Source organism: Microbacterium sp. HMH0099 (assembly GCF_049384025.1).
Taxonomy (GTDB): Bacteria; Actinomycetota; Actinomycetes; order Actinomycetales; family Microbacteriaceae; genus Microbacterium.
In genome coordinates this window covers 136,125-159,178 of the sequence record NZ_JBMRJR010000004.1, presented here as the reverse complement: position 1 = coordinate 159,178, position 23,054 = coordinate 136,125, and the positions used below count along the sequence as shown (strand labels likewise).

24 protein-coding genes are annotated in these 23,054 nt (G+C 70.6%); 18 read left to right on the top strand and 6 right to left on the bottom strand.

Annotation, left to right across the window (positions count from 1 at the left end; translation table 11 throughout):
* Positions 1-372 precede the first annotated feature (372 nt).
* From ACO03V_RS10855 to cysK, 3 genes are read right to left on the bottom strand one after another with little or no spacing between them, the layout of a single operon-like run.
* Complete coding sequence (locus ACO03V_RS10855) at positions 373-1,776, bottom strand: amidase (protein ID WP_423137591.1); 1,404 nt, start codon at positions 1,774-1,776, stop codon at positions 373-375.
* Between the two features lie 59 nt (positions 1,777-1,835).
* Complete coding sequence (epsC, locus tag ACO03V_RS10850; RefSeq protein ID WP_367730257.1) at positions 1,836-2,405, bottom strand: serine O-acetyltransferase EpsC; 570 nt, start codon at positions 2,403-2,405, stop codon at positions 1,836-1,838.
* Position 2,406: 1 nt separating this feature from the next.
* Positions 2,407-3,345, bottom strand: a complete 939-nt coding sequence (gene cysK / locus ACO03V_RS10845) for a cysteine synthase A (protein ID WP_423137590.1) — start codon at positions 3,343-3,345, stop codon at positions 2,407-2,409.
* Between the two features lie 108 nt (positions 3,346-3,453).
* On the opposite strand from cysK, the gene prmC reads away from it, so the two are divergent.
* The 17 genes from prmC (at position 3,454) to ACO03V_RS10760 (ending at position 18,928) form a co-directional block, all read left to right on the top strand.
* Entirely contained in the window at positions 3,454-4,344 is an 891-nt protein-coding gene (prmC, locus tag ACO03V_RS10840) for a peptide chain release factor N(5)-glutamine methyltransferase (protein ID WP_423137589.1), read from the top strand.
* A gap of 71 nt (positions 4,345-4,415) precedes the next feature.
* Complete coding sequence (locus ACO03V_RS10835; RefSeq protein WP_367730263.1) at positions 4,416-5,105, top strand: L-threonylcarbamoyladenylate synthase; 690 nt, start codon at positions 4,416-4,418, stop codon at positions 5,103-5,105.
* Positions 5,102-6,256 carry an MraY family glycosyltransferase gene (locus ACO03V_RS10830; RefSeq protein WP_423137588.1) on the top strand — a complete coding sequence of 385 codons (1,155 nt, stop codon included), beginning with the start codon at positions 5,102-5,104 and terminating at the stop codon, positions 6,254-6,256. Before ACO03V_RS10835 ends, ACO03V_RS10830 begins: the two co-directional genes overlap by 4 nt.
* Positions 6,253-6,714 carry a hypothetical protein gene (locus ACO03V_RS10825; RefSeq protein WP_367730271.1) on the top strand — a complete coding sequence of 154 codons (462 nt, stop codon included), beginning with the start codon at positions 6,253-6,255 and terminating at the stop codon, positions 6,712-6,714. The genes ACO03V_RS10830 and ACO03V_RS10825 overlap by 4 nt, the downstream gene beginning before the upstream one ends.
* Positions 6,715-6,867: 153 nt before the next feature.
* Positions 6,868-7,671: a F0F1 ATP synthase subunit A gene (atpB, locus tag ACO03V_RS10820; protein ID WP_367730273.1), complete on the top strand. Its 804-nt coding sequence runs from the start codon at positions 6,868-6,870 to the stop codon at positions 7,669-7,671.
* 43 nt (positions 7,672-7,714) lie between these two features.
* Positions 7,715-7,954, top strand: a complete 240-nt coding sequence (gene atpE / locus ACO03V_RS10815) for a F0F1 ATP synthase subunit C (RefSeq protein ID WP_367730279.1) — start codon at positions 7,715-7,717, stop codon at positions 7,952-7,954.
* Between the two features lie 29 nt (positions 7,955-7,983).
* Positions 7,984-8,541, top strand: a complete 558-nt coding sequence (locus ACO03V_RS10810) for a F0F1 ATP synthase subunit B (protein ID WP_367730281.1) — start codon at positions 7,984-7,986, stop codon at positions 8,539-8,541.
* A complete protein-coding gene (locus ACO03V_RS10805; RefSeq protein WP_367730283.1) occupies positions 8,541-9,332 on the top strand; it encodes a F0F1 ATP synthase subunit delta in 792 nt (263 codons plus the stop codon). Before ACO03V_RS10810 ends, ACO03V_RS10805 begins: the two co-directional genes overlap by 1 nt.
* Positions 9,333-9,393: 61 nt before the next feature.
* Complete coding sequence (gene atpA / locus ACO03V_RS10800; protein ID WP_367730285.1) at positions 9,394-11,025, top strand: F0F1 ATP synthase subunit alpha; 1,632 nt, start codon at positions 9,394-9,396, stop codon at positions 11,023-11,025.
* A gap of 23 nt (positions 11,026-11,048) precedes the next feature.
* A complete protein-coding gene (locus ACO03V_RS10795) occupies positions 11,049-11,948 on the top strand; it encodes a F0F1 ATP synthase subunit gamma (protein WP_367730287.1) in 900 nt (299 codons plus the stop codon).
* A 22-nt stretch (positions 11,949-11,970) separates the two neighbouring features.
* On the top strand, positions 11,971-13,419 hold the full coding sequence (atpD, locus tag ACO03V_RS10790; RefSeq protein WP_367730289.1) for a F0F1 ATP synthase subunit beta: 1,449 nt from the start codon (positions 11,971-11,973) through the stop codon (positions 13,417-13,419).
* Position 13,420: 1 nt separating this feature from the next.
* Complete coding sequence (locus ACO03V_RS10785) at positions 13,421-13,681, top strand: F0F1 ATP synthase subunit epsilon (RefSeq protein ID WP_367730291.1); 261 nt, start codon at positions 13,421-13,423, stop codon at positions 13,679-13,681.
* 74 nt (positions 13,682-13,755) lie between these two features.
* The gene (locus tag ACO03V_RS10780; protein WP_423137587.1) at positions 13,756-14,508 is read left to right on the top strand and encodes a YaaA family protein; all 753 of its coding nucleotides are present in this window, start codon (positions 13,756-13,758) and stop codon (positions 14,506-14,508) included.
* A gap of 96 nt (positions 14,509-14,604) precedes the next feature.
* Positions 14,605-15,312 (top strand): DUF5684 domain-containing protein, encoded by a 708-nt coding sequence (locus ACO03V_RS10775; protein WP_423137586.1) that lies wholly within the window; start codon positions 14,605-14,607, stop codon positions 15,310-15,312.
* A gap of 68 nt (positions 15,313-15,380) precedes the next feature.
* Positions 15,381-16,361 (top strand): aldo/keto reductase, encoded by a 981-nt coding sequence (locus tag ACO03V_RS10770; protein ID WP_423137585.1) that lies wholly within the window; start codon positions 15,381-15,383, stop codon positions 16,359-16,361.
* Between the two features lie 127 nt (positions 16,362-16,488).
* Positions 16,489-17,262: a PP2C family protein-serine/threonine phosphatase gene (locus ACO03V_RS10765; protein WP_423137584.1), complete on the top strand. Its 774-nt coding sequence runs from the start codon at positions 16,489-16,491 to the stop codon at positions 17,260-17,262.
* A gap of 133 nt (positions 17,263-17,395) precedes the next feature.
* Positions 17,396-18,928: an APC family permease gene (locus ACO03V_RS10760; RefSeq protein ID WP_423137583.1), complete on the top strand. Its 1,533-nt coding sequence runs from the start codon at positions 17,396-17,398 to the stop codon at positions 18,926-18,928.
* 85 nt (positions 18,929-19,013) lie between these two features.
* Here ACO03V_RS10760 and ACO03V_RS10755 read toward each other — a convergent pair whose 3' ends face one another.
* Positions 19,014-19,997 (bottom strand): asparaginase, encoded by a 984-nt coding sequence (locus ACO03V_RS10755; RefSeq protein WP_423137582.1) that lies wholly within the window; start codon positions 19,995-19,997, stop codon positions 19,014-19,016.
* A gap of 158 nt (positions 19,998-20,155) precedes the next feature.
* Here ACO03V_RS10755 and ACO03V_RS10750 point away from each other — a divergent pair, with 158 nt between their 5' ends.
* Positions 20,156-20,626, top strand: a complete 471-nt coding sequence (locus tag ACO03V_RS10750) for an OsmC family protein (protein ID WP_423137581.1) — start codon at positions 20,156-20,158, stop codon at positions 20,624-20,626.
* Between the two features lie 63 nt (positions 20,627-20,689).
* On the opposite strand, the gene glpK is transcribed toward ACO03V_RS10750, so the two are convergent.
* Together glpK and ACO03V_RS10740 are read right to left on the bottom strand one after the other, a co-directional pair.
* Complete coding sequence (gene glpK, locus ACO03V_RS10745) at positions 20,690-22,201, bottom strand: glycerol kinase GlpK (protein ID WP_367730324.1); 1,512 nt, start codon at positions 22,199-22,201, stop codon at positions 20,690-20,692.
* 76 nt (positions 22,202-22,277) lie between these two features.
* Positions 22,278-23,033 carry an MIP/aquaporin family protein gene (locus tag ACO03V_RS10740; RefSeq protein WP_423137580.1) on the bottom strand — a complete coding sequence of 252 codons (756 nt, stop codon included), beginning with the start codon at positions 23,031-23,033 and terminating at the stop codon, positions 22,278-22,280.
* Positions 23,034-23,054: the final 21 nt, after the last annotated feature.

Genomic DNA, 23,054 nt, shown 5'->3' with positions numbered 1-23,054 from the left:
GCATGTGCGCCCAGTCACCGGGTCTGGGTCTTTGACTTGTCGCATTTGCTCGCGCGGGGATGCGCTCCGCGTGCATTCGCGCCCAGCCAGCGCGGGGGTGGGTCTGCTGCTTCCGTGACTTGTCGCATTTGCTCGCGCGGGGATGCGCTCCGCGTGCATGTGCGCCCAGTCGCCGGGCCTGAGTCTTTGACTTGTCGCATTTGCTCGCGCGGGGATGCGCTCCGCGTGCATGTGCGCCCAGTCGCCGGGTCTGGGTCCCTGACTTGTCGCAATTGCTCGCGCAGGGGCGTGTTCCGCGTACATTTGCGCCAAGTCAGCGCCGCGGGACGGCCCGCCGCCGCCGCGCCGCACGTCAGCCCCCGCGGCCTGCGTTCACGCGTCCCAGACGGGCGGGTGGGGCAGCGGGCCGCGGCGGTCCTCGAGCTGCGCGGCGAGGGACAGGAGCGTCGCCTCGCCGCCGGGGCGGCCGACGAGCTGGACCGACACCGGGTGCCCGGTGGCATCCCTCGTCACGGGCAGCGTCAGCGCCGGCAGCCCCGCGACGTTGACGAAGCTCGAGTAGGGCGCGTACTCCACCTGCATCGCGAACGTCCGCTCGGGGCTGTGCCCGGCGTAGGCCCCCACGGGCTGGGGCCGCTGCGCCAGCGCGGGGGTGAGCACCGCGTCGAAAGCGGCGAAGTCGGCGATCGTACGGCGTTCGAACGCGCGCGCCGACGCCAGGCCGCCGAGCAGGTCCAGCGCCGACAGCGAGCGGCCCTCGCGGACGAGCCACGCCGTCAACGGCTCGACGAGCGTCATGTCGTCGTCGCTCAGGGGGATCCGCGCCGCGCTCGCGCGCCACAGCACGTGGAACAGCGACGCGTAGCCGGAGGGATGCCAGTCGGCATCCGTCACGGCATGTCCGGCGTCGCTGAGCCAGGCGGCGGCCGTGCCGAAGGCGATACGGGCGTCGGCGTCGAGCACGATGTCCTCGTCGTCGTCCCACGGCGACACGGTCGTGATCCCCACGCGCAACGCTCCCGGTGGCCGCCGGGCGGCGTCGGCGAACGGCCCCGATCCCGGGGCGGCCGTGGCGTAGCGGAACGGCGCCAGGTCGACGAGCGCGTCCAGCAGCAGCCCGGCGTCCTCGGCCGAGCGGGCGATCGGCCCGGTCACCGACAGGCCGTCGGGGGAGTCGAACCCCGAGCCGATCGGCAGTCGACCGCGCGAGGGCTTCAGCCCCACGACGCCCACGGTGGCGGAGGGGATGCGGATCGACCCGCCGCCGTCCGAGCCCACGGCCGCGGGAAGGAGTCCCGAGGCGACGGCGACGGCGGCCCCGCCGCTGGATCCGCCCGCCCCGGCCGTGAGGCGCCACGGATCCCGCGCCGGTGCGTGGATCAACGGCTCGGTGAACCCGGTGAGCCCGAACTCCGAGGTGCTCGTCTTGCCGAGCGTCACCACCCCGGCGTCGTCCAGGGCGAGAGCGAGAGGATCGGATGTCGTGGGCACGAGGTGCGCGCGGGATCGCGAGCCGTACCGGGTGGGGACACCGGCGCGGGCGACGAGGTCCTTGTCGGCGTGCGGCACGCCCCACAGCGTCCCGGCGGGAGCCGTGCGCGTGAGCGCGTCGGCCCGTGCGCGGGCGGCATCCGGGGTCACCTCGGCGAACGCCCCCAGGTCCGCGAGGCGCGCGATCCGCCCGAGGTAGTGCTCGGCGAGCTCCCGCGGGTCCAGCTCGCCCGCGGCGAGGGCGTCGACCTGGGCGGTCAGCGACAGGTCGTGGAGGCGGTCCATCCCCCGAGCCTAGGGCCGGGGGGAGGGACCGATGGATGCCACGGGGCGGGCACCCGCGGTCAGATCGAGTACTCCGGCGCCATCAGCAGCGAACGGGTGTCCTCGCCGGTGCGGCGGGCGCGGGGCTTGGCCGGGACGCCGACCAGGACGCTGTCGGCCGGGGCGTCGACGGTGACGACGGCGTTCGCCCCGACAGCGGTGTGCGCCCCGATCGTCACCGGGCCGAGGATCTTCGCGCCCGCCCCGACGGCCACGCCGTCGTGCAGCGTCGGGTGGCGCTTGCCGCCCTCGCGCTGACGGCCGCCGAGGGTGACCCCGTGGTACAGCAGGACGTCGTCCCCCACCTCGGCGGTCTCGCCGATGACGACGCCCATGCCGTGGTCGATGAAGAACCGCCGCCCGATGACGGCCCCGGGGTGGATCTCGATCCCGGTGAGCCAGCGGGCCGCCTGCGACAGCGCCCGCGCCGGGAAGCGCAGACCCCGTCCCCACAGCCGGTGGGCGACGCGATGGCACCACACGGCGTGCAGCCCCGGGTACAGCAGGGCGATCTCCAGGCCGCTGCGTGCGGCCGGGTCGCGGAGCTTGGCCGCCGCGACGTCCTCGCGGAGGCGGCTGAGCACCCCCACGTCAGTCTTCGCGCAGGTGCTCGTACAGGGCGGTGGAGAGGTACCGCTCGCCGTACGAGGGGATGATGACGACGATCGTCTTGCCGGCGGCCTCGGGGCGGCGGGCGACCTCGAGGGCGGCCCAGATGGCCGCGCCCGAGGACATGCCGACGAGGATGCCGTCCTTGGCCGCGGTCTCGCGGGCGAGGCGGATGGCGTCGTCGAACTCGACGTCGATGACCTCGTCGAGGATGTCGCGGTCCAGGATCGCGGGCACGAAGTTCGGGCCGATGCCCTGGATCTTGTGCGGCCCCGGGTGCCCCTTCGTGAGGACGGGGGAGTCGGCGGGCTCGACGGCGACGATCTTGACGCCGGGCACGCGCTCCTTCAGCACCTGCCCCACGCCGGTGATGGTGCCGCCCGTGCCGATGCCGGCGACGAAGTAGTCGACCTTGCCGTCGGTGTCGCGCAGGATCTCCGCGGCCGTGGTGCGGCGGTGGACGGCCGGGTTGGCCTCGTTCTCGAACTGGCGCGCCCACACGGCGCCGGGGGTCTCGGCGACGATGCGCTTGGCCTCCTCGACGGCGTGCGACATGCCCTTGGTCGGGTCGGTCAGCACCAGTTCCGCGCCGAAGGCCTTGAGCAGGATGCGGCGCTCCTTCGACATGGACGCCGGCATCGTCAGGATCACCTTGTAGCCGCGCGCGGCGCCGACCATGGCGAGGGCGATGCCGGTGTTGCCGCTGGTCGACTCCACGAGGGTGCCGCCCGGCTTCAGCTCGCCGGAGGCCTCGGCGGCGTCGACGATCGCGATGCCGAGACGGTCCTTGACGCTCGACGCGGGGTTGTAGAACTCCAGCTTGGCGAGGATGGTCGCCCCGGCGCCCTCCGCGACGCGGTTCAGGCGCACGAGCGGGGTGTCGCCGAACGCGGAGGTGATGTCGGAGTGGATGCCGGGCATGAGTCGCCTTTCGCCGTCGATGAAGTCGCGTCCAGCCTAGGCGAGCCGTCCGGTCCGGGATCCTGTGTGACGTCCCGTGCGGCAGGGGCGGTCTAGGCTCTCCCCGTCATGTCTGCCTCCGTCTCGCCCCCCTCCCTCCCCGCACCGACGTCCACCGTCCTGCGCGACGCGGTCGCGCGCCTGGCCGCCGCGGGCGTGCCCGAGCCGCAGGTGGACGCGGAGCTCCTCGTCGCCCACGTGCTCGGCCTCAGCCGAGGGGGCGTGCAGGCCGCGGCCATCCGCGGAGACGTGTTCCCGGATGCCGCCGCCTCCGAGCTGGCGCACCTGATCGACCGCCGCAGCGCCCGCGAGCCGCTGCAGCACCTGACCGGGCTCGCGCCCTTCCGGTCGCTGGAGCTCGCGGTGGGACCGGGGGTGTTCGTGCCCCGTCCGGAGACCGAGATGGTCGCGCAGCTGGCGATCGACGCGCTCGCCGCGGCGGCCTCGCCCGAGCCGATCGCCGTGGACCTCGGCACGGGCAGCGGGGCGATCGCCCTCGCGATGGCCACCGAGGTGCCGTACGCGCGGGTGCACGCCGCGGAGAACTCCGTCGACGCCTTCGTGTGGGCGCGTCAGAACGCGGAGCGGATCGGCGCGTCCAATCTGCGCCTGGCCTTCACCGACTTCGCCCACGCGTTCCCCGAGCTCGACGGCCGTGTGTCGGTCGTGGCATCCAATCCGCCCTACGTTCCCGACGACGCGATCCCGCGCGACCCGGAGGTCCGGCTGTTCGACCCGCCCGCCGCGCTCTACGGCGGCGCAGACGGGCTGGACGCGGTGCGCGTGCTGAGCCGGGTCGGCCTGCGGCTCGCGCACTCCGGCGGCACGATCGTCATCGAGCACGGGGAGTGGCAGGGACCGGCCATCCGCGACATCCTCGGGGCGGACGGCTGGCGGGCCGCCGCCACGCATCCGGACCTCACGATGCGCGACCGCGCGACGACGGCGGTCCGTCCCTGACGGGACGGCCGTACCGGCGGCATCCCGTCCTGGACGCGTCGGCACGGCCGCGCCAGTAGACTGCTGCCGACATGTCTCCCGTCTACGACTGCCGTGACGAGTCGCAGCTGCTGTCCGGGATGCGCCACGCGCGTCAGGCCATCGGTCGAGGCGAACTCGTCGTGCTCCCCACCGACACCGTCTACGGAATCGCCGCCGACGCGTTCAACGCGCGCGCCGTCGCGGGCCTGCTCGAGGCCAAGGGCCGCGGGCGCCAGCAGCCGCCGCCCGTGCTCGTGCCCGGCGTCGGGACTCTGCGCGCGCTCGTCGCCGACGTGCCCGCCGCGGTCGACGACCTCGTGGGCGAGTTCTGGCCCGGGGGACTGACCATCGTCCTGCCGTCGCAGCCGTCCCTGTCCTGGGACTTGGGCGACACGCACGGCACGGTCGCCGTGCGCATGCCGGCGCAGAACCTGACGCTCGAACTGCTCGAGGAGACCGGTCCGCTCGCCGTCTCGAGCGCCAACCGCACCGGGATGCCCGCCGCGGTCGGCATCGACCAGGCGCGGGACATGCTGGGCGACAGCGTCGCGGTCTACCTCGACGCCGGTCCGAGCGAGAAGGGCATCGCCTCCACCATCGTGGACGCGACGAGCCTCGTCGGCGGGACCGACCCCCGGGTGCGCGTGCTCCGCGAGGGCGCCATCACCCGTGCCCGACTCCGCGAGGTGCTCGGCGACCTGCTCGAGCCCGACCCGGACGTCGAGGCCGGCGGGCCGTGACCCAGTACCTCCTCACCATCCTGTTCACGGCCGCGGTCACTCTCGCGCTGTCGTGGGTGGTGTGGAAGCTCGCGCTGCGGTTCAAGCTGTACCCCGGCATCCGCGAACGCGACGTGCACAAGACCCCCACCCCGCGCCTGGGGGGAGTCGCGATGTTCCTCGGCGTGCTGGCGGCGTTCCTGCTCTCCAGCCGCAACCCGTACTTCGCCATCTTCTGGGTCGACCCGGTCCCGGTGCTGTCGCTGCTCGGCGCCGTGCTGCTCATCGTCCTCGTCGGCGTGGCGGACGACCTGTGGGACCTGGACTGGATGATCAAGCTGGGCGCCCAGTTCGTCGCCGCCGGGATCATCGCCTGGTACGGGCAGCTGCAGATCCTCTCGCTCCCCATCGGGGCTCTGACGGTGGGGTCGAGCTGGGTGAGCTTCCTCCTGACGGTGTTCGCGATCGTCGTCGTCATGAACGCGGTCAACTTCATCGACGGCCTCAACGGGCTCGTCGCCGGCGTCTGCCTCATCGCCAACGGCGTGTTCTTCGCCTACTCGTACCTCCTCGTGCGCGACACCGGAGCGAGCACGTACTTCAACCTCGCCTCCTTCATCGCCGCGGTCCTCGTCGGCGCCTGCCTCGGCTTCCTGCCGATGAACTGGACCCCGGCGAAGCTGTTCATGGGGGACGCGGGGGCGCTCATGCTGGGGCTGCTCATGGCGAGCTCGGCCATCGCGATCACCGGCCAGCTCGATCCGGCGGTGCTCGATCCCGAGCAGCTCGGCCGGTCGCAGCTCCTCGGCGCGTTCATCCCGATCCTGCTGCCGGTGGTCATCGTGCTGCTGCCCCTGCTGGACTTCGGCCTCGCCGTCATCCGCCGCCAGTGGGCCGGCCGGTCGCCCTTCTCGCCCGACCGCAAGCACCTGCACCATCGCATGCTCGACATGGGGCACACGGACCGCGACGCGGTCCTCATCTTCTACAGCTGGACCGCCGTCGTGAGCCTGGCGTTCCTGCTGATGTACATCGGCACCCAGCACGAGTGGCCCGGCGACTACGCCATCGGCATCGCCTTCGGCGTCGTCGGCGTCGCCGCCTGCGCGGTGCTCACCCTGCTTCCATCGCGACGGTTCTCCCGTCGTCCCGTCCGTGAGGAGTCGTCATGACCACCCCCGTCTCGAGCACCCCGGTGCTGCGCGCCGCCCTGATCTGGTCGGCGGTCGTCGCCGTCGTCGTCCTCGTCGTGGCGGTGGTCGTCGGCCTGTTCGTCGCCGGCGCCAACGGCGCCTGGAGCGGGGGAGTGGGGGCCGCCGTCGGTGCGATCTTCCCCGCGCTCACCGCCGTCAGCATCCTGGTGGCGAACCGCTTCTACGGCAATCCGGCCTGGCTGCAGATCTTCTTCGGAGTCGTCCTCGGCGGCTGGCTGCTGAAGTTCGTCCTCGTCATCGTGGCGTTCCTCGTGCTGCTGCGCATGGACTGGGTCGTCGCCCCGGTGTTCTTCTTCGCCCTCCTGGCCACGGCGGTCAGCTCGCTCGTCGTGGACCTCGTCGTCATCTCGCGCATGCGTCTGCCCGCCGTCTCGGACACCGTCCTGCCCCAGCAGAGCGCACCCGACGAGGTCTGACCACATCCGGATGCCGCGATTCCGGGGATCTTTGCTACGCTGGTCGAACGCACCTCGGCCGGTGTGCGGCGGTGACGCCGAGGCCCCGGGGAGAGCCGTTTCCCACCCTCCCCGAACCACTCCCTATCGGTTCGAGAAGCTGGAGCCACCCCGTTGACTCAGGCGAATACGATCGCGCACGCTGCTGACGCGCCCTACTTCTCCCCGCCCTCCATCTCGGACTTCTTCCCGCCCGAGCTGCTATTCGCCGGCACGCCCTTCGCGATGACGCGCATCACCATGGTGCAGCTCATCGCGACGGCCGTGATGGTGCTCGTGATCGTCCTCGGCACCCGTCGCATGACGGTCGTGCCCGGGCGCTTCCAGAGCGTCGTCGAGCTCGGCTTCGGCTTCATCCGCGAGCAGATCGCCTACCAGGTGCTCGGCGAGAAGGACGGCAAGCGCTTCCTGCCGCTGCTGACCGCGCTGTTCTTCACGATCCTCGCGCTGAACCTCACGGGCGTCATCCCCGGACTCAACATCCCGGGCACCTCGGTCGCCGGCGCGCCGCTCGTCTTCGCGCTCGTCGCGTACGTCGCCTTCATCTACGCGGGCATCCGCCGCCACGGCGTGGGCCGCTTCCTCAAGTACTCCCTCGTCCCCGGCGGCGTTCCGGTGTACCTCGTACCGATCATCGCGATCGTCGAGCTCATCTCGGTCTTCATCGCCCGCCCGGTGTCGCTGTTCCTGCGACTGCTGCTGAACATGATCGTCGGGCACCTCATGCTCGTGCTGTTCTTCTCGGCGACGCACTTCTTCTTCCTCAGCTTCAACTGGCTGACTCCGCTCGCGGCCGGGACGCTGTCCCTGGGTCTGGCGTTCACTCTCTTCGAGGTGTTCGTCGCCCTGCTCCAGGCCTACGTCTTCACCATCCTCACCGCGGTCTACATCCAGCTCGCGGTCGCGGAAGAGCACTGACGACCAGCCATCCGGCTGTTCGCCCAACGAAAGGAAACCCTCAGTGGACGCAACGACGATTCTCGCTCAGGTCACGGGCAACATCGCGACCGTGGGCTACGGTCTCGCTGCCATCGGCCCGGCCATCGGTCTCGGCATCATGATCGGCAAGACCATCGAGTCGACCGCCCGTCAGCCCGAGCTCGCCGGTCGCCTGCAGACCACCATGTTCATCGGTGTCGCCTTCATCGAGATCCTCGCGCTGATCGGCATCGCCACGCCCTTCATCTTCGGCGCGGCCTGATCCACCCGACCCACGAGTAAGGAGACAGGATGCTTCCCGCTCTTGTCACGATCGCGGCCGAGGAAGGCCACAGCGGCGGCAACCCGCTGCTGCCGGCCATCTACGACATCATCTGGTCTGGTGTCTGCTTCGCGATCATCGCAGCAGTCGTCGTGTTCTACGCCCTGCCGCGCATCGGTGCCGTGCTCGACAAGCGCAGCGCCGCGATCGAGGGCAACATCGCCAAGGCCGATGAGGCTCAGCGCAAGGCCGAGGCCGCGCTCGAGGAGTACACCGCGCAGCTCGTCGCCGCTCGCAAGGAGGCCGGGGAGATCCGCGAGGCCGCTCGCGAGGACGGTCGCAAGATCGTGCTCGAGGCCAAGGAGACCGCATCCGCGGAGGCGGCTCGCCTGACGGCGACCGCCCACACGCAGATCGAGGCCGAGCGTCAGACCGCTCTCGTCTCGCTCCGCTCCGAGGTCGGCACCCTGGCCGTCGACCTGGCCGGCAACGTCATCGGCGAGACCCTCTCCGACGACGCCAAGGCGCAGGCCGTGGTCGACCGCTTCCTCGCCGACCTCGAGGCCTCCGAGAAGGCGGCCAAGTAATGGGCAGCGCGACCACTCAGGCGCGAGCGGCTGCGGCGGAGGCGCTCGGCGCCGCCGCCGGCGTCGATCTCGACGTCGCCCGCGAGCTGTTCGCCGCGGCGCGCACCGTGGGCGCCTCGGCGCACCTGAGCGGCGCGCTGGCCGACCACTCGGCGCCCGCCGCGGCGCGCGCCGGCGTGGTGGCGGCCGTCTTCGGTCCGTCCTTCGCCCCGACCACGGTGGACCTGCTGCGCACGGTCGTCGCGCAGCGTTGGTCCAGCACCGACGAGCTGGTCGAGGGGCTCGAAGAGCTCGCGATCCGCGCCGCCGGCGTCGCCGACGGTCAGAGCGACGTCGAGGGCGAGCTGTTCCAGTTCTCGCGCACAGTCTCGGCCAACGGCGAGCTCGAGCTCGCGCTCGGCAGCCGCGTGGGCGACCCCGCGGCGAAGGGCGCGCTCGTCACCTCGCTGCTCGAGGGCCGCGTCAGCGCGGCGACGATCCTCATCGCGTCGTCGCTGGTCCAGCAGCCGCGCAACCGCCGCGTGCGGTCGCTGCTGCGCTGGGCGGAGCGTCTCGTCGCCGAGCAGCGCGGCCGCGTCGTGGCGACCGTGTACGCGGTGGCGCCGCTGAGCGAGCAGCAGGAGGAGCGCCTCCGGTCGGCTCTGGGCGCCCGCTACAACACGACGGTGACCCTCAACACGGTCATCGACCCCACGGTGGTGGGCGGACTGCGCGTGCAGATCGCCGACGACGTGATCGACGCGAGCGTCTCGACGCGTCTCGCCGACCTGCGGCAGCGGATCGCAGGCTAAGACTTCCCGCCCGAGCGGGCGGAGATCTGGGGACCTCGAGTCCCACGAACGAAGGAAGACAATGGCAGACCTCTCTATCAGCCCCGACGTCATCCGTGACGCGCTGAAGGACTTCGTCAACGCCTACGAGGCGACCGGCGCTGCGGCGACCGAGGTCGGCTCGGTCGTCGACGCCGCCGACGGCATCGCGCACGTCGAGGGCCTCCCCGGCGTCATGGCGAACGAGCTCGTCCGTTTCGAGGACGGCACGCTCGGCCTGGCCCAGAACCTCGACGAGCACGAGATCGGCGTCGTCGTCCTCGGCGAGTTCTCCGGCATCGAGGAGGGCCAGCCCGTCACCCGCACCGGCGAGGTGCTCTCGGTCGGCGTGGGCGACGGCTACCTCGGCCGCGTCGTCGACCCGCTCGGCAACCCGATCGACGGTCTCGGCGAGATCGCCAGCGAGGGGCGCCGTGCGCTCGAGCTCCAGGCCCCGGGCGTCATGCAGCGCAAGAGCGTGCACGAGCCGCTGCAGACCGGCATCAAGGCGATCGACGCCATGATTCCCGTCGGCCGCGGTCAGCGCCAGCTGATCATCGGCGACCGCCAGACCGGCAAGACGGCCATCGCGATCGACACGATCATCAACCAGAAGGCCAACTGGGACTCCGGCGACGTCAACAAGCAGGTGCGCTGCATCTACGTCGCGATCGGTCAGAAGGGCTCGACCATCGCCTCGGTGAAGGGCGCGCTCGAGGACGCCGGCGCGATGGAGTACACCACCATCGTCGCGGCCCCGGCCTCCGACCCGGCCGGCTTCAAGTACCTCGCTCCCTACACCGGCTCGGCCATCGGCCAGCACTGGATGTACGGCGGCAAGCACGTCCTGATCATCTTCGACGACCTGTCGAAGCAGGCCGAGGCCTACCGTGCCGTGTCGCTGCTCCTCCGCCGCCCGCCGGGCCGCGAGGCGTACCCCGGTGACGTCTTCTACCTGCACTCGCGTCTGCTCGAGCGTTGCGCGAAGCTGTCCGACGAGCTCGGCGCCGGCTCGATGACCGGTCTGCCGATCATCGAGACCAAGGCGAACGACGTCTCGGCGTACATCCCGACCAACGTGATCTCGATCACCGACGGCCAGATCTTCCTGCAGTCCGACCTGTTCAACGCCAACCAGCGTCCCGCGGTCGACGTGGGCATCTCGGTGTCGCGCGTCGGCGGCGACGCCCAGGTCAAGTCGATCAAGAAGGTCTCCGGAACGCTGAAGCTCGAGCTCGCGCAGTACCGCTCGCTCGAGGCGTTCGCGATGTTCGCGAGCGACCTCGACGCCGCGTCGCGTCGCCAGCTCGCCCGTGGTGCGCGCCTGACGGAACTGCTCAAGCAGCCGCAGTACTCGCCGTACCCCGTCGAGGAGCAGGTCGTCTCGATCTGGGCCGGCACCAACGGCAAGCTCGACACCATCGAGGTCTCCGACGTGCTCCGCTTCGAGCGCGAGCTGCTGGACTACCTCCGTCGCAACTCCACGGTCCTCGACACCCTGCGCGAGACCAACGTCCTGGGCGACGACGTCGTCTCGGAGCTCGAGCAGAAGGTGGACGCCTTCATCCTCGAGTTCCAGTCGGGCGACGACCAGGGTCTCGTCGGTGCCGAGAAGGTCGACGCGGCCGAGGCCGAGGACGTCAACCAGGAGCGGATCGTCAAGGGCCGTCGCTAAAGCGACGACACGAGAACGGAATCATGGGCGCACAACTACGGGTCTACAAGCAGAAGATCAGCTCTGCTCAGACGACCAAGAAGATCACGAAGGCGATGGAGCTCATCGCTGCGTCGCGCATCCAGAAGGCGATGGCGCGTGTGCGCGCGGCGTCGCCCTTCGCGCGCGCCGTGACCAACGCGGTGTCGGCGGTGGCGACGCACTCCAGTGTCGACCACCCGCTGACGACCGAGCGCGAGAACATCCGCCGGTCGGCCGTGGTGATCTTCACCTCCGACCGTGGCCTGGCGGGCGCGTTCAACTCGCAGATCCTCCGTGAGGGCCTCGAGCTGACCGAGCTGCTGCGCAGTCAGGGCAAGGAGGTGGAGTTCTACCTCGTCGGTCGCAAGGCCGTCGGCTACTTCCAGTTCCGCCGCATGGCCAGCAAGGCGCAGTGGACCGGTGACACGGACACCCCGCAGTTCTCGACGGCGGAGGAGATCTCGGCCGCGGTGCTCGAGGCCTACCGCCGCACCGGCGAGAACGACGGCGTCGACGAGATCCACCTCGTCTACAACCGCTTCGTCAGCATGATGACCCAGTCTCCCGAGACCGTCCGTCTGCTGCCGCTCGAGGTCGTCGAGGCGGATGCCGCTCCCGCACAGGCGCAGCTCTACCCGCTCTACGAGTTCGAGCCCGACGCGGAGACCGTCCTCGACGCGCTCCTGCCGGTGTACGTCCAGAGCCGGATCTTCAACGCCCTGCTCCAGTCGTCCGCCGCGAAGCACGCCGCGACGCAGAAGGCCATGAAGTCGGCCAGCGACAACGCCGACAAGCTCATCACCGACTACACCCGTCTGCGCAACAACGCGCGTCAGGCGGAGATCACGCAGCAGATCGCCGAGATCGTCGGCGGCGCCGATGCCCTGTCATCCGGCAAGTAAGTTCCCAAGGAGAGAAGAAGCCATGAGCCTCACCGCCGAGAAGACCGACGCGGCCGTCGTCGGACGCGTCGCGCGCGTCACCGGCCCGGTCGTCGACATCGAGTTCCCGCACGACTCGATCCCCGAGATCTACAACGCCCTCAAGACCACGATCACCATCGGCGACCAGTCGACCGAGATCACCCTCGAGGTCGCGCAGCACCTGGGTGACGACCTCGTCCGCGCCATCGCCCTCAAGCCCACGGACGGCATCGTCCGCGGCCAGGAGGTGCGCAACACCGGCGGCCCGATCACGGTGCCCGTCGGCGACGTCACCAAGGGCAAGGTGTTCGACGTCACCGGTGAGGTGCTGAACGCGGCTCCCGGCGAGCAGATCGAGGTCACCGAGCGCTGGGGCATCCACCGCAAGGCCCCGAGCTTCGACCAGCTCGAGTCCAAGACCGAGATGTTCGAGACCGGCATCAAGTCGATCGACCTTCTGACCCCCTACGTGCAGGGCGGCAAGATCGGTCTGTTCGGTGGGGCGGGCGTCGGCAAGACCGTCCTCATCCAGGAGATGATCCAGCGCGTCGCGCAGGACCACGGTGGTGTGTCGGTGTTCGCCGGTGTCGGCGAGCGCACCCGTGAGGGCAACGACCTCATCGGCGAGATGGAGGAGGCGGGCGTCTTCGACAAGACCGCCCTGGTCTTCGGCCAGATGGACGAGCCGCCGGGGACGCGTCTGCGCGTCGCCCTGTCCGCGCTCACGATGGCGGAGTACTTCCGCGACGTGCAGAAGCAGGACGTGCTGCTCTTCATCGACAACATCTTCCGCTTCACGCAGGCCGGCTCCGAGGTCTCTACGCTGCTCGGTCGTATGCCCTCCGCGGTGGGCTACCAGCCGAACCTCGCCGACGAGATGGGTGTGCTCCAGGAGCGCATCACCTCGACGCGCGGTCACTCGATCACCTCGCTGCAGGCGATCTACGTCCCCGCCGACGACTACACCGACCCGGCCCCGGCCACGACGTTCGCGCACCTCGACGCGACGACCGAGCTGTCGCGCGAGATCGCCTCGAAGGGTCTGTACCCCGCGATCGACCCGCTGACCTCGACGAGCCGCATCCTTGACCCGCGCTACATCGGTGCGGACCACTACCGCGTGGCCACCGCCGTGAAGCAGATCCTGCAGAAGAACAAGGAGCTGCAGGAGATCATCGCGATCCTCGGTGTCGACGAGCTCTCCGAAGAGGACAAGATCGTCGTGTCGCGTGCACGCCGCATCCAGCAGTTCCTCTCGCAGAACACCTACATGGCGAAGAAGTTCACCGGCGTCGAGGGCTCCACGGTCCCGATCAAGGAGACCATCGAGTCGTTCGACGCGATCGTCAAGGGCGAGTTCGACCACGTGGCCGAGCAGGCCTTCTTCAACGTCGGCGGCATCTCCGACGTCGAGGCCAAGTGGGCGCAGATCCAGAAGGAGAACGGCTGACATGTCGTTGCGCGTGAGCCTCGTCTCGGCGGACGCCGAGGTCTGGACGGGTGAGGCGACGCTCGTCGTCGCCAAGACCGTCGAGGGCGAGATCGGTTTCATGCAGGGCCACGAGCCCGTCCTCGCCATCCTGGCGCAGGGCGAGGTGCGCATCACCCGCACCGACGGCACGAAGATCCTCGCCAACGCGAAGGACGGCTTCCTGTCGATGGCCGACGACGAGCTCACCATCGTCGCCGGCAACGCCGCACTCGTCTCCTGACGCGACCGCATCATCCCCGACGCGCGTCGCCCGGTTCACCGGGCGGCGCGCGTCGATCGTTTCCCGGAGATCCCATGCTCGTCCTCCTGCCCCCGTCCGAGACCAAGCGCCCGGGCGGCGACGGCGCCCCGCTCGACCTCGCCGCCCTGGCGCTGCCCGCGCTCGCGCCACAGCGTCACGAGGTGATCGACGCCCTCATCGCGCTCTCCGCCGATGAGGACGCGGCCGCGCGCGTCCTCAAGCTCAGCGCCGCTCGCCGGCACGAGATCGCGGACAACGCGGCGCTCCGGACCGCCCCGACGATGCCGGCGATCGATCGCTACACCGGCGTGCTCTTCGACGCGCTCGACGCGTCGTCTCTCGACGACGCCGCCCGCGCCTGGATCGGGGAGCACGTCCTCATCCATTCGGCGCCCTTCGGGCCGGTGGGAGGGATGGATGCCATCCCCGCCTATCGCCTCGCCGCCGGGACGTCGGTGCCGGGACTGCCGGCCCTGCGGCGGCAGTGGGCGACCCCGGTGAGCGCGGCGCTGGCGGCATCCCTCCCCGCCTTCGTCCTGGACCTGCGCTCCGAGGCCTACGTGGCCCTCGGGCCCGTGCCGGAGGAGGTGGCGTCCGCCTACGTGCGGGTCGTCGCGGAGACCGAGGACGGGGCCGTCCGTGCCCTCAACCACTTCAACAAGAAGGCGAAGGGCGAGCTCGTCCGCGACCTCGCTTCGTCGGGAGCGACCATCGCATCCGGCGAGGACCTCCTGTCGTGGGCCGCCGACCGCGGCGTCGACCTCCGGCGCGGCGATTCAGGTGAATTCTCGCTCGTCAGCTCATAACAGCGCAGCGCCTCGCTCACAGCGAACACTCAGTTCGCTACCATGACTGCGGCGGGCACCTCCGCTCCCGTGGGCTCGGGCCCGGAAGGAGACACTATGACCATTCTCCCTGCGATGTACGGGGACTCTTCCGACGCGGCGTCGGCGGCGATCCTGGCGATCCTGAACCTCTTCGCCTTCCTCTTCTCCATCATCGGCTACGTCATCAGCTCGTTCCTGCTGATGAAGGTCTTCGAGAAGGCCGGGGTCCAGGGCAAGTGGCGCGCCTGGGTGCCCGTCTACAACACCCTCGTCCTGGCCAAGCTCGGCGACGTCTCGCCGTGGGTCGTCCTGGGCATCGTCGTGGCGGGCGTCATCCCGCTGCTCAACGTCCTCGCCGGATTGGCCGGTCTGGTCGCGTTTGTCGCCATCGCGTGGCGCGTGAACAGCAAGTTCGGAAAGGAGTGGCCGCTGCTCCTGCTGTTCCTCCTCGGTCCTCTCGGCATCTGGATCTGGCTGGCCATCCTCGGGTTCGGTAGTGCGCGTTTCACGCCGGGCATCGCGCCCGCTCCCTGGTCGTCGTCGTTCCTCGCCGACAAGACCGTGTGGAACGGCATCCCGGTCCAGCCGAGCCAGCCGGTCTCCGCCGCCGGCGACATCCCGAACGCCGGATACGGCGCCCCGCAGAACCCCGGCGGCTACCCGCCGCCGCCCGCCACCGGGACCACGCCGCCCGCCGGTGGCTACCCGCCCCCGCCCGCCGGGGGAGCCACCCCGCCGCCGCCGTCGCCGGGCACCACGCCCCCGCCGCCGCCGCAGTACTGATCGACCGACGGGCCCACACCACTCCGGTGCGGGCCCGTCGCCGTCCCGGCGGCGGCTACCGTGGAGGGATGACCCCCTCGACGCTGCCCCTCCGTCCCGTCGGCGACTCCGGACTCCGCGTCTCCGCGGTCGGACTCGGCTGCAACAACTTCGGCCGCGCCGGGACGGCGACCGAGACCATCGACGGCACACGGGCGGTGCTGGACGCAGCGATCGACGCGGGCGTGACCTTCCTCGACACCGCGGACATCTACGGGCGCGAGTTCGGTCTCAGCGAGACGCTCATGGGGGAGGCTCTCGCGGGCCGCCGCGACGAGGTCGTGCTGGCGACGAAGTTCGGCCACGCCGACTTCGCCCCGGACGTCCCGGGCGGCGCGAAGGGCTCGCGCATCCACATCCGCCGGGCCGTCGAGGACTCGCTGCGCCGCCTGCGCACCGACCGCATCGACCTCTACCAGCTGCACACCCCCGATCCCTCGACCCCGATCGAGGAGACCCTGGATGCCGTGAGCGACCTCGTGCGCGAGGGGAAGGTGCTCTACGTCGGGCACTCCAACTTCGCGGGGTGGCAGATCGCCGAGGCCGACCACGCCGCCGGGGCCGTGCGGTTCGTCTCCGCGCAGAACCAATACAGCCTGCTCGCTCGCGCCGCCGAGCGCGAGGTCCTGCCCGCGGTGGAGCGCTACGGACTCGGGTTCCTGCCGTTCTTCCCGCTGCACAACGGTCTGCTGACCGGCAAGTTCACGCGCGACGGGGGCCCGGAGGGCAGCCGCATCATGCGGCAGCGGCCGCACCTGTGGCGGGAGGCGCCGTGGGACGCCCTCGAGCAGTACCAGGCCTTCTGCGACGCGCGCGGCATCACGATGCTCCAGGGGACCTTCGGCTGGTTCCTGGCCAACCCGCTCGTGTCGAGCGTGATCGCGGGCGCCACCAGCGCCGAGCAGGTGCGGGCCAACGCGGAGGCGGCCGTCGCCTGGACGCCGACGCCGGAGGACATCGCCGAGCTCGACGGCATCCTGAGCCTCCCCGCCGACCCCGCCGCGGGATGAGTCCCGCGCGCGACGGGGCCGGGCCGTTCCGCGCGGCGCTGCCGCGGCGAGACGCGGCGTGTCGACTAGTATGTGAGGGCCGCGCGTCCCTCGCCGGCGAAGCTGTCGGCCAACCGGAGGATCTTTCGTGCCCGAGGTGACCACCCACACCCGCCGCGTCCCGCTCCATGGCGGAGACATCGAGCTGTCATGGGCGGAGAGCACCGACACGGGGCGTCGTCGCGAAGTCAACCAGGACGCGGTCCTCGCCGAATACCCGCTGTTCGTCGTCGCCGACGGGATGGGCGGGCACCTGGGCGGCGAGATCGCCAGCACCAGCACCGTCGACCGGCTGCGGGCCACGGTCGCCGCGGGCTCCGTGACGCCCAAGAGCATCGAGAAGGCTCTCTCGCGTGCGGTCAAGGACATCGTCGCGCACCCCGAGACCACGGACGAGGGGACCGGCACCACGCTGACCGGCCTGTACCTCGAGACGTCGGGGGAGGAGCCCCACTGGGTCACGCTGAACATCGGCGACTCGCGCGTCTACCTCCTGCGCGACGACGACATCGTGCAGGTCACGACGGACCACTCCGTCGTGCAGGAGCTCATCGCCGCCGGGCGTCTCAGCCCGGAGGAGGCGGAGAACCACCCCTACGGCAACGTCATCACCCGCGCCGTGGGCCCGAGCGACAGCGTCAAGCCCGACTACCTGCGTCTCGAGGTGGTCGACGGCGACCGCTTCGTCATCTGCTCCGACGGACTGACGAAGGAGCTCACCGACTTCGGCATCCGGCACTTCCTCGAGGCCAACCGCGACCCGGCCAACGCCGTGAAGGCGATGATGGCCGCGGCCCTCGAGAACGGTGGGCGCGACAACATCACCATCGTCGTGCTCGACGTGGCCCGCCCGACGGCCTGAGCCCTTCCGTCCGCCGGAGCCACCGTCTGAGCCCCCCGCCTGAGCCCTCCCGCCCGTCATGGCCGGACCGCGGCGAGGACGCGAGGGGAATCCGTCCTTGACGCGGACGACGGGTGAATTCTACGTTCGGCATATGACGACGCAGCCCACGACGGCGACGACCAAGGGCCTGGCGACGGGGACGCTCGGACTCTGGGGATCCACGGTGATCGGGCTCGCGTCGACGGCGCCCGTGTACTCGCTCGTGGCCACCCTCGGCTTCGTCGTCGTGGCCGTCGGAGCCCAGGCGCCGATCGCGTTCATCCTGGCCTTCATCCCGATGCTCTTCATCGCGTTCGCGTACCGGGAACTGAACAATGCGGTCCCGGACTGCGGCACGACGTTCACGTGGGGGACGAAGGCGTTCGGCCCGTGGGTCGGCTGGATGGGCGGATGGGGAGTGGCGGTCGCGGGCATGGTCGTGCTGGCCAACCTCGCGCAGATCGCCGGCATCTACTTCTGGACCCTCATCGGCGACGGATCCCTCGCGGAGAACCCGGTCGTCGTCACCGCGACCGGCGTCGTCTTCATCGCCGCGATGACCTACGTCAGCTGGCGCGGGGTCGAGATCGGCGAGCGACTGCAGAACGTCCTCCTCGCGGTGCAGTACCTCGTGCTCGCCGCGTTCGTCGTGGCGACGCTGTGGCAGTTCTTCGACGGCACCGCACCGAACCCGACGCCGTTCGACCTCGCCTGGTTCAACCCGCTCGGGTTCACGGACTGGAGCGGCTTCACCGAGGCCGTGCTGCTGGCCCTCTTCATCTACTGGGGCTGGGACACCTGCCTCGCTCTCAACGAGGAGACCAAGGACGCGCGGCGCACCCCCGGGCGGGCGGCGCTGCTGACGACGGTGATCCTCCTGGGCACCTACGTGTCGGTCACGGTCGCCGCGATGATGTACGCCGGCGTCGGCGAGGACGGCGTCGGACTGGCCAACCTCGACAACGCCGACGACGTCTTCCTCGCCCTGAAGGACGGGGTCTTCGGCCCCTTCGGGTGGCTGCTGGTCGTGGCCGTGCTCATCTCGGCCGTCTCCTCGACGCAGACGACCATCCTCCCCACGGCGCGTGGCACCCTCGCGATGGCGGCGTACAAGGCGCTGCCCGCCCGGTTCCAGGCCGTCCACCCCCGGTACCGTACGCCGTCGTTCTCGACGCTGGTCATGGGCGTCGTGGCGAGCCTCTACTACATCGTGATGACCCTGATCAGCGACAACATCCTCCAGGACTCCATCCTGTCGCTGGGCCTCGCGATCGCGTTCTACTACGCCATCACCGGCTACGCCTGCGTCTGGTACTTCCGTCGCGACCTGTTCTCCTCGGGCCGGAACCTCGTCACCCGCGGCATCCTGCCCCTCCTCGGCGCGCTCATGCTGACGTTCGCCTTCGTGCAGTCGGCCATCGACATGTTCGACGTCGACTACGGCTACACGGTGCTGCTGGGCGTCGGCGGCACCTTCGTCGTGGGCATCGGCGCGCTCGCGGTCGGGGTGCTGCTCATGCTGCTGTGGTTCGTCATGCCGGCGTCGCGTCCGTTCTTCCGCGGCGAGAGCCTGAACCGCGACACCGAGGTGCTCGTCCCGGACGAGCCGATCACCTACCCGCGGTCGGTCGACGGCGGCATCTGAGAGCGTCGCCACCCCCGGAGGAGGGGGACGGATGCCACGCGGTGGCATCCACGTTCCCGGAATGACACCGCGGGCCTGTGCCGGGTCAGACCGTCGCGCGGATCACGCCCACTTCGCGCCCGCCGCCCGAGATGGTGAGGGGGAGCGCGGAGAGGGTGTCGGCGACCGCGGCCGGGGTGAGCGCGCCCGCCTTCTCGAGCAGGCGCAGGGCCACGGCGTGCGCGGCCCGGTTGCTGCCGTCGAGCATCTTGAGGGCGACGGTCGTGCCGTCCGGGGCGGTCATGACCTGGACCCCCTCGGCCCCCATCTTCGAGAAGACGTTGAGCCGCTCGATGACGATCGTGTCGCCGCGACCGGGGCCGTCGATGGTCCACGGGTTCTCGCGCACCGCGCGCACGAGCGCCCCGGCGCTGCGGTGCAGGGCGAAGGGGGAGCGCTGGGACGAGGTCGCGATGCGCTGGATGGCCCGGGCGAGACCCGTGAGGCTCATCGTGTACACGGGGGCGCCGCAGCCGTCGATCGCGGTGGTCGTGAGCCGCTCGCCCACGAGGCGTTCGATCACCTCGCGGATGTGCGCCTGCAGCGGGTGCTGCGGGTCGAGGTAGTCGGCCGTGGACCAGCCGTTCGCGACGCAGGTGAGCAGCATCGCGGCGTGCTTGCCGGAGCAGTTCATCCGCAGCGGCGAGGGCACGCCGTGGTCGCGCACGAGCTCGTCGCGCGTCCAGGTGTCGCTCGGCCACGCGGCGGGGCAGCCGAGGGCGTCCTCGGTCAGGCCGGCGGACTCCAGGATGCCGCGGGCCACCTCGGCATGCCGATCGGTGCCGGCGTGGCTGGCCATGGCCAGGGCGAGGCGCTCGCCCGACAGGTCGGCGCCCGCGGACAGGCAGGCCAGTGCCTGCAACGGCTTCATGCTCGAGCGGGGGAGGAACGGGGCTCCGGCGTCGCCGAGGGTCAGCAGCTCGGACCCGTCGGGACGGAGCACGACCGCGACGCCGAGATGGCGTGACTCGACGAAGCCGTTCCGCTCCACGACGGCGAGTTCGGCGGCATCCAGAGGGGCGACAGGCATCCCTCCATCGTATCGGGCGCGGGGTCTCCGACCGGTCCGCGCGCGGGTCTCGCGCGTCGCGCCGGAAGGACGGGGGATGCCACGGGCTGGGGCCCGCGGGCGGCGATGCCGCGGCCGGGAGGCGCCGTGGCGACGGCGGGCGGTGCGAGACTGGCTGCATGAACGGTGAGCACCAGTACCGCCTGCGGGCGACGTGGACCGGCGATCGCGGAGCCGGGACGACCGGGTACCGCGACTACGACAGGTCCGTATCGCTGGAGGTCGATGGCAAGCCGCTTCTCGAGGCGTCCGCGGACACCCCGTTCCGCGGCGACCCCGCGAAGTGGAACCCGGAGGAGCTGCTGCTGGGCGCCCTCAGCGAGTGCCATCTGCTGTCGTACCTGTACGCGTGCGTAAAGGTGGGTGTCGTCGTCGTGGGCTACGAGGACGACGCGAGCGGCACCCTCGTCGAGGACGGCAAGGGCGGGGGCGCGTTCACCGAGGTGACGCTGCGCCCGCGGGTCGTCGTCGCGGACGAGTCGATGGTCGAGGCCGCCCGTGCCGCGCACCGCCAGGCACGGGAGTGGTGCTTCATCGCGAACTCGGTCAACTTCCCGGTGCTCCACGAGCCGGAGGTCGTCGCGGCCTGACGCCGGGGACGACGAGACCCCCGCCGACCGATGTCGACGGGGGTCTCTTTGCGGACGGTGCGCTCAGCGCACGTCGTCGTCGATCCAGTCCATGGACTTCGTGACGGCCTTCTTCCACAGGCGCAGCTCGCGCTCGCGCTCGTCGGAGTCCATGTTCGGCTCCCAGCGCTTGTCCTCCTGCCAGTTCGACCGGAGGTCGTCGAGGTTGTCCCAGAAGCCCACGGCCAGGCCGGCCGCGTAGGCGGCGCCCAGGGCGGTGGTCTCGGCGACGACCGGGCGGACTACGGGCACGCCGAGGATGTCGGCCTGGAACTGCATGAGCGCGTCGTTCGCCGTCATGCCGCCGTCGACCTTGAGCTCGGCCAGGTCGACGCCCGAGTCGGCGTTGACCGCGTCGAGCACCTCGCGCGACTGGAACGCGGTCGCCTCGAGGGCGGCGCGGGCGATGTGTCCGCGGTTGACGTAGCGGGTCATGCCGACGATCGCGCCACGGGCGTCGGGACGCCAATACGGGGCGAAGAGCCCGGAGAAGGCCGGGACGAAGTAGACGCCGCCGTTGTCGTCGACGCCCGAGGCCAGCGCCTCCACCTCGGGGGCGGAGGAGATGATGCCGAGCTGGTCGCGCAGCCACTGGATGAGCGAGCCGGTCACCGCGATCGAGCCCTCGAGCGCGTAGCGCGCGGGCTGGTCGCCGAGCTTGTAGCCGAGCGTCGTGAGCAGGCCGTTCTTCGAGTGGACGATCTCCTCGCCCGTCTGGAAGATGAGGAAGTTGCCCGTGCCGTAGGTGTTCTTGCTCTCGCCCGGGTCGAACGCCGCCTGACCGAACGTCGCCGCCTGCTGGTCGCCGAGGATGCCGGCGATCGGGGTCTCGCGCAGCAGCGACGACGACTCGACCGAGCCGTAGACCTCGGAGGAGGAGCGGATCTCGGGGAGCATCGAGGCGGGCACGCCGAAGTCGGCGAGGATGTCCTCGCGCCAGGAGAGCGTCTCGAGGTCCATGAACAGCGTGCGGCTGGCGTTGGTGACGTCGGTCGCGTGCACGCCGCCGTCGATGCCGCCGGTGAGGTTCCACAGCACCCAGGTGTCGGTGGTGCCGAAGAGCAGGTCGCCGGCCTCCGCCTTCTCTCGGGCGCCGTCGACGTTCTCGAGGATCCAGACGATCTTCGTGCCCGAGAAGTAGGTCGCCAGCGGCAGGCCGACGATGCTCTTGTAGCGCTCGGGGTCGCCCTCGGCGAGACGGTCGACGATCGACTGGGTGCGGGTGTCCTGCCAGACGATCGCGTTGTAGACGGGCTTGCCGGTGTTCTTGTCCCAGACCACCGCGGTCTCGCGCTGGTTGGTGATGCCCACGGCGGCGATGTCGTGGCGGGTGACGTCGGCGCGGCTGAGGGCCAGTCCGATGACCTCCTGGGTGTTGCGCCAGATCTCGAGCGGGTCGTGCTCGACCCATCCCGCCTTCGGGAAGATCTGCTCGTGCTCCTTCTGTCCGACGGAGACGACGCTCCCGGACTTGTCGAAGATCATCGCGCGGGTCGAGGTCGTGCCCTGGTCGATCGCGAGGACGTAGTCGGCCATGTGTGGACTCCTTTGTCAGGTGTGGTGTGTCGGGTTGCGGAGAGGGATGCGGGGGCGGGATCCGCCCCCGCGGGGGTCAGGAGCCGAGGCCGAGCAGCACCGGCGCGAGCAGGCCGGCGAGCGCGCCGCCCACGAGGGGGCCGGCGACGGGCACCCAGGCGTAGCCCCAGTCGCTGCTGCCCTTGCCCTTGATGGGGAGGATCGCGTGGGCGATGCGGGGGCCGAGGTCGCGGGCCGGGTTGATGGCGTATCCGGTCGGACCGCCGAGGGAGGCGCCGATGCCGACCACGAGGAGGGCGACGGGAACGGCCGAGAGGCCGCCGATGCCCGCGGGCACGCCCACGTCGGCGATGCCGTAGTCGGCGAATCCGAAGATGACGAAGACGAGGACGAAGGTGGCGATGACCTCGGTGAGGAAGTTGAAGCCGTACGAGCGGATCGCCGGGCCCGTGGAGAACACGCCGAGCTTCGCGGCGGGGTCGGGCTCGTCGTCGAAGTGCTGCTTGTACGACGCCCAGGCGAGCACGGCACCGATGATCGCGCCGACCAGCTGCGCGGCGACGGCGACGAAGAACTGCCCGATCGTGATGCCGCCGCTGACGAGCAGGCCGATGGAGACGGCCGGGTTCAGCTGCGCCCCGGAGTACGCCGAGACGATGACACCGGCGAAGACGGCGAGACCCCAGCCCCAGTTCACCATCAGGGTGCCGCCTGCGTTGCCCTTGGTCTTGGCGAGCGCGACGTTCGCGACCACACCGCAGCCGAGGAGGATCAGCATCGCGGTTCCGACGACCTCCGAGAGGAAGTACAGCCCCAGATTGACTTCTTGCATGTCGTCATTGACCTTTCTTTG

Coding starts and splice junctions, on each gene's coding strand:
- ACO03V_RS10755 (WP_423137582.1), bottom strand. CDS start 19,997: ATGCCTGTCGCCCCTCTGGATGCCGCCGAACTCGCCGTCGTGGAGCGG.
- ACO03V_RS10785 (WP_367730291.1), top strand. CDS start 13,421: ATGTCGTTGCGCGTGAGCCTCGTCTCGGCGGACGCCGAGGTCTGGACG.
- ACO03V_RS10770 (WP_423137585.1), top strand. CDS start 15,381: ATGACCCCCTCGACGCTGCCCCTCCGTCCCGTCGGCGACTCCGGACTC.
- ACO03V_RS10855 (WP_423137591.1), bottom strand. CDS start 1,776: ATGGACCGCCTCCACGACCTGTCGCTGACCGCCCAGGTCGACGCCCTC.
- ACO03V_RS10825 (WP_367730271.1), top strand. CDS start 6,253: ATGACCACCCCCGTCTCGAGCACCCCGGTGCTGCGCGCCGCCCTGATC.
- glpK (WP_367730324.1), bottom strand. CDS start 22,201: ATGGCCGACTACGTCCTCGCGATCGACCAGGGCACGACCTCGACCCGC.
- cysK (WP_423137590.1), bottom strand. CDS start 3,345: ATGCCCGGCATCCACTCCGACATCACCTCCGCGTTCGGCGACACCCCG.
- atpD (WP_367730289.1), top strand. CDS start 11,971: ATGAGCCTCACCGCCGAGAAGACCGACGCGGCCGTCGTCGGACGCGTC.
- ACO03V_RS10740 (WP_423137580.1), bottom strand. CDS start 23,033: ATGCAAGAAGTCAATCTGGGGCTGTACTTCCTCTCGGAGGTCGTCGGA.
- ACO03V_RS10810 (WP_367730281.1), top strand. CDS start 7,984: ATGCTTCCCGCTCTTGTCACGATCGCGGCCGAGGAAGGCCACAGCGGC.
- ACO03V_RS10780 (WP_423137587.1), top strand. CDS start 13,756: ATGCTCGTCCTCCTGCCCCCGTCCGAGACCAAGCGCCCGGGCGGCGAC.
- prmC (WP_423137589.1), top strand. CDS start 3,454: ATGTCTGCCTCCGTCTCGCCCCCCTCCCTCCCCGCACCGACGTCCACC.
- atpA (WP_367730285.1), top strand. CDS start 9,394: ATGGCAGACCTCTCTATCAGCCCCGACGTCATCCGTGACGCGCTGAAG.
- ACO03V_RS10805 (WP_367730283.1), top strand. CDS start 8,541: ATGGGCAGCGCGACCACTCAGGCGCGAGCGGCTGCGGCGGAGGCGCTC.
- ACO03V_RS10775 (WP_423137586.1), top strand. CDS start 14,605: ATGACCATTCTCCCTGCGATGTACGGGGACTCTTCCGACGCGGCGTCG.
- ACO03V_RS10835 (WP_367730263.1), top strand. CDS start 4,416: ATGTCTCCCGTCTACGACTGCCGTGACGAGTCGCAGCTGCTGTCCGGG.
- ACO03V_RS10760 (WP_423137583.1), top strand. CDS start 17,396: ATGACGACGCAGCCCACGACGGCGACGACCAAGGGCCTGGCGACGGGG.
- ACO03V_RS10750 (WP_423137581.1), top strand. CDS start 20,156: ATGAACGGTGAGCACCAGTACCGCCTGCGGGCGACGTGGACCGGCGAT.
- ACO03V_RS10795 (WP_367730287.1), top strand. CDS start 11,049: ATGGGCGCACAACTACGGGTCTACAAGCAGAAGATCAGCTCTGCTCAG.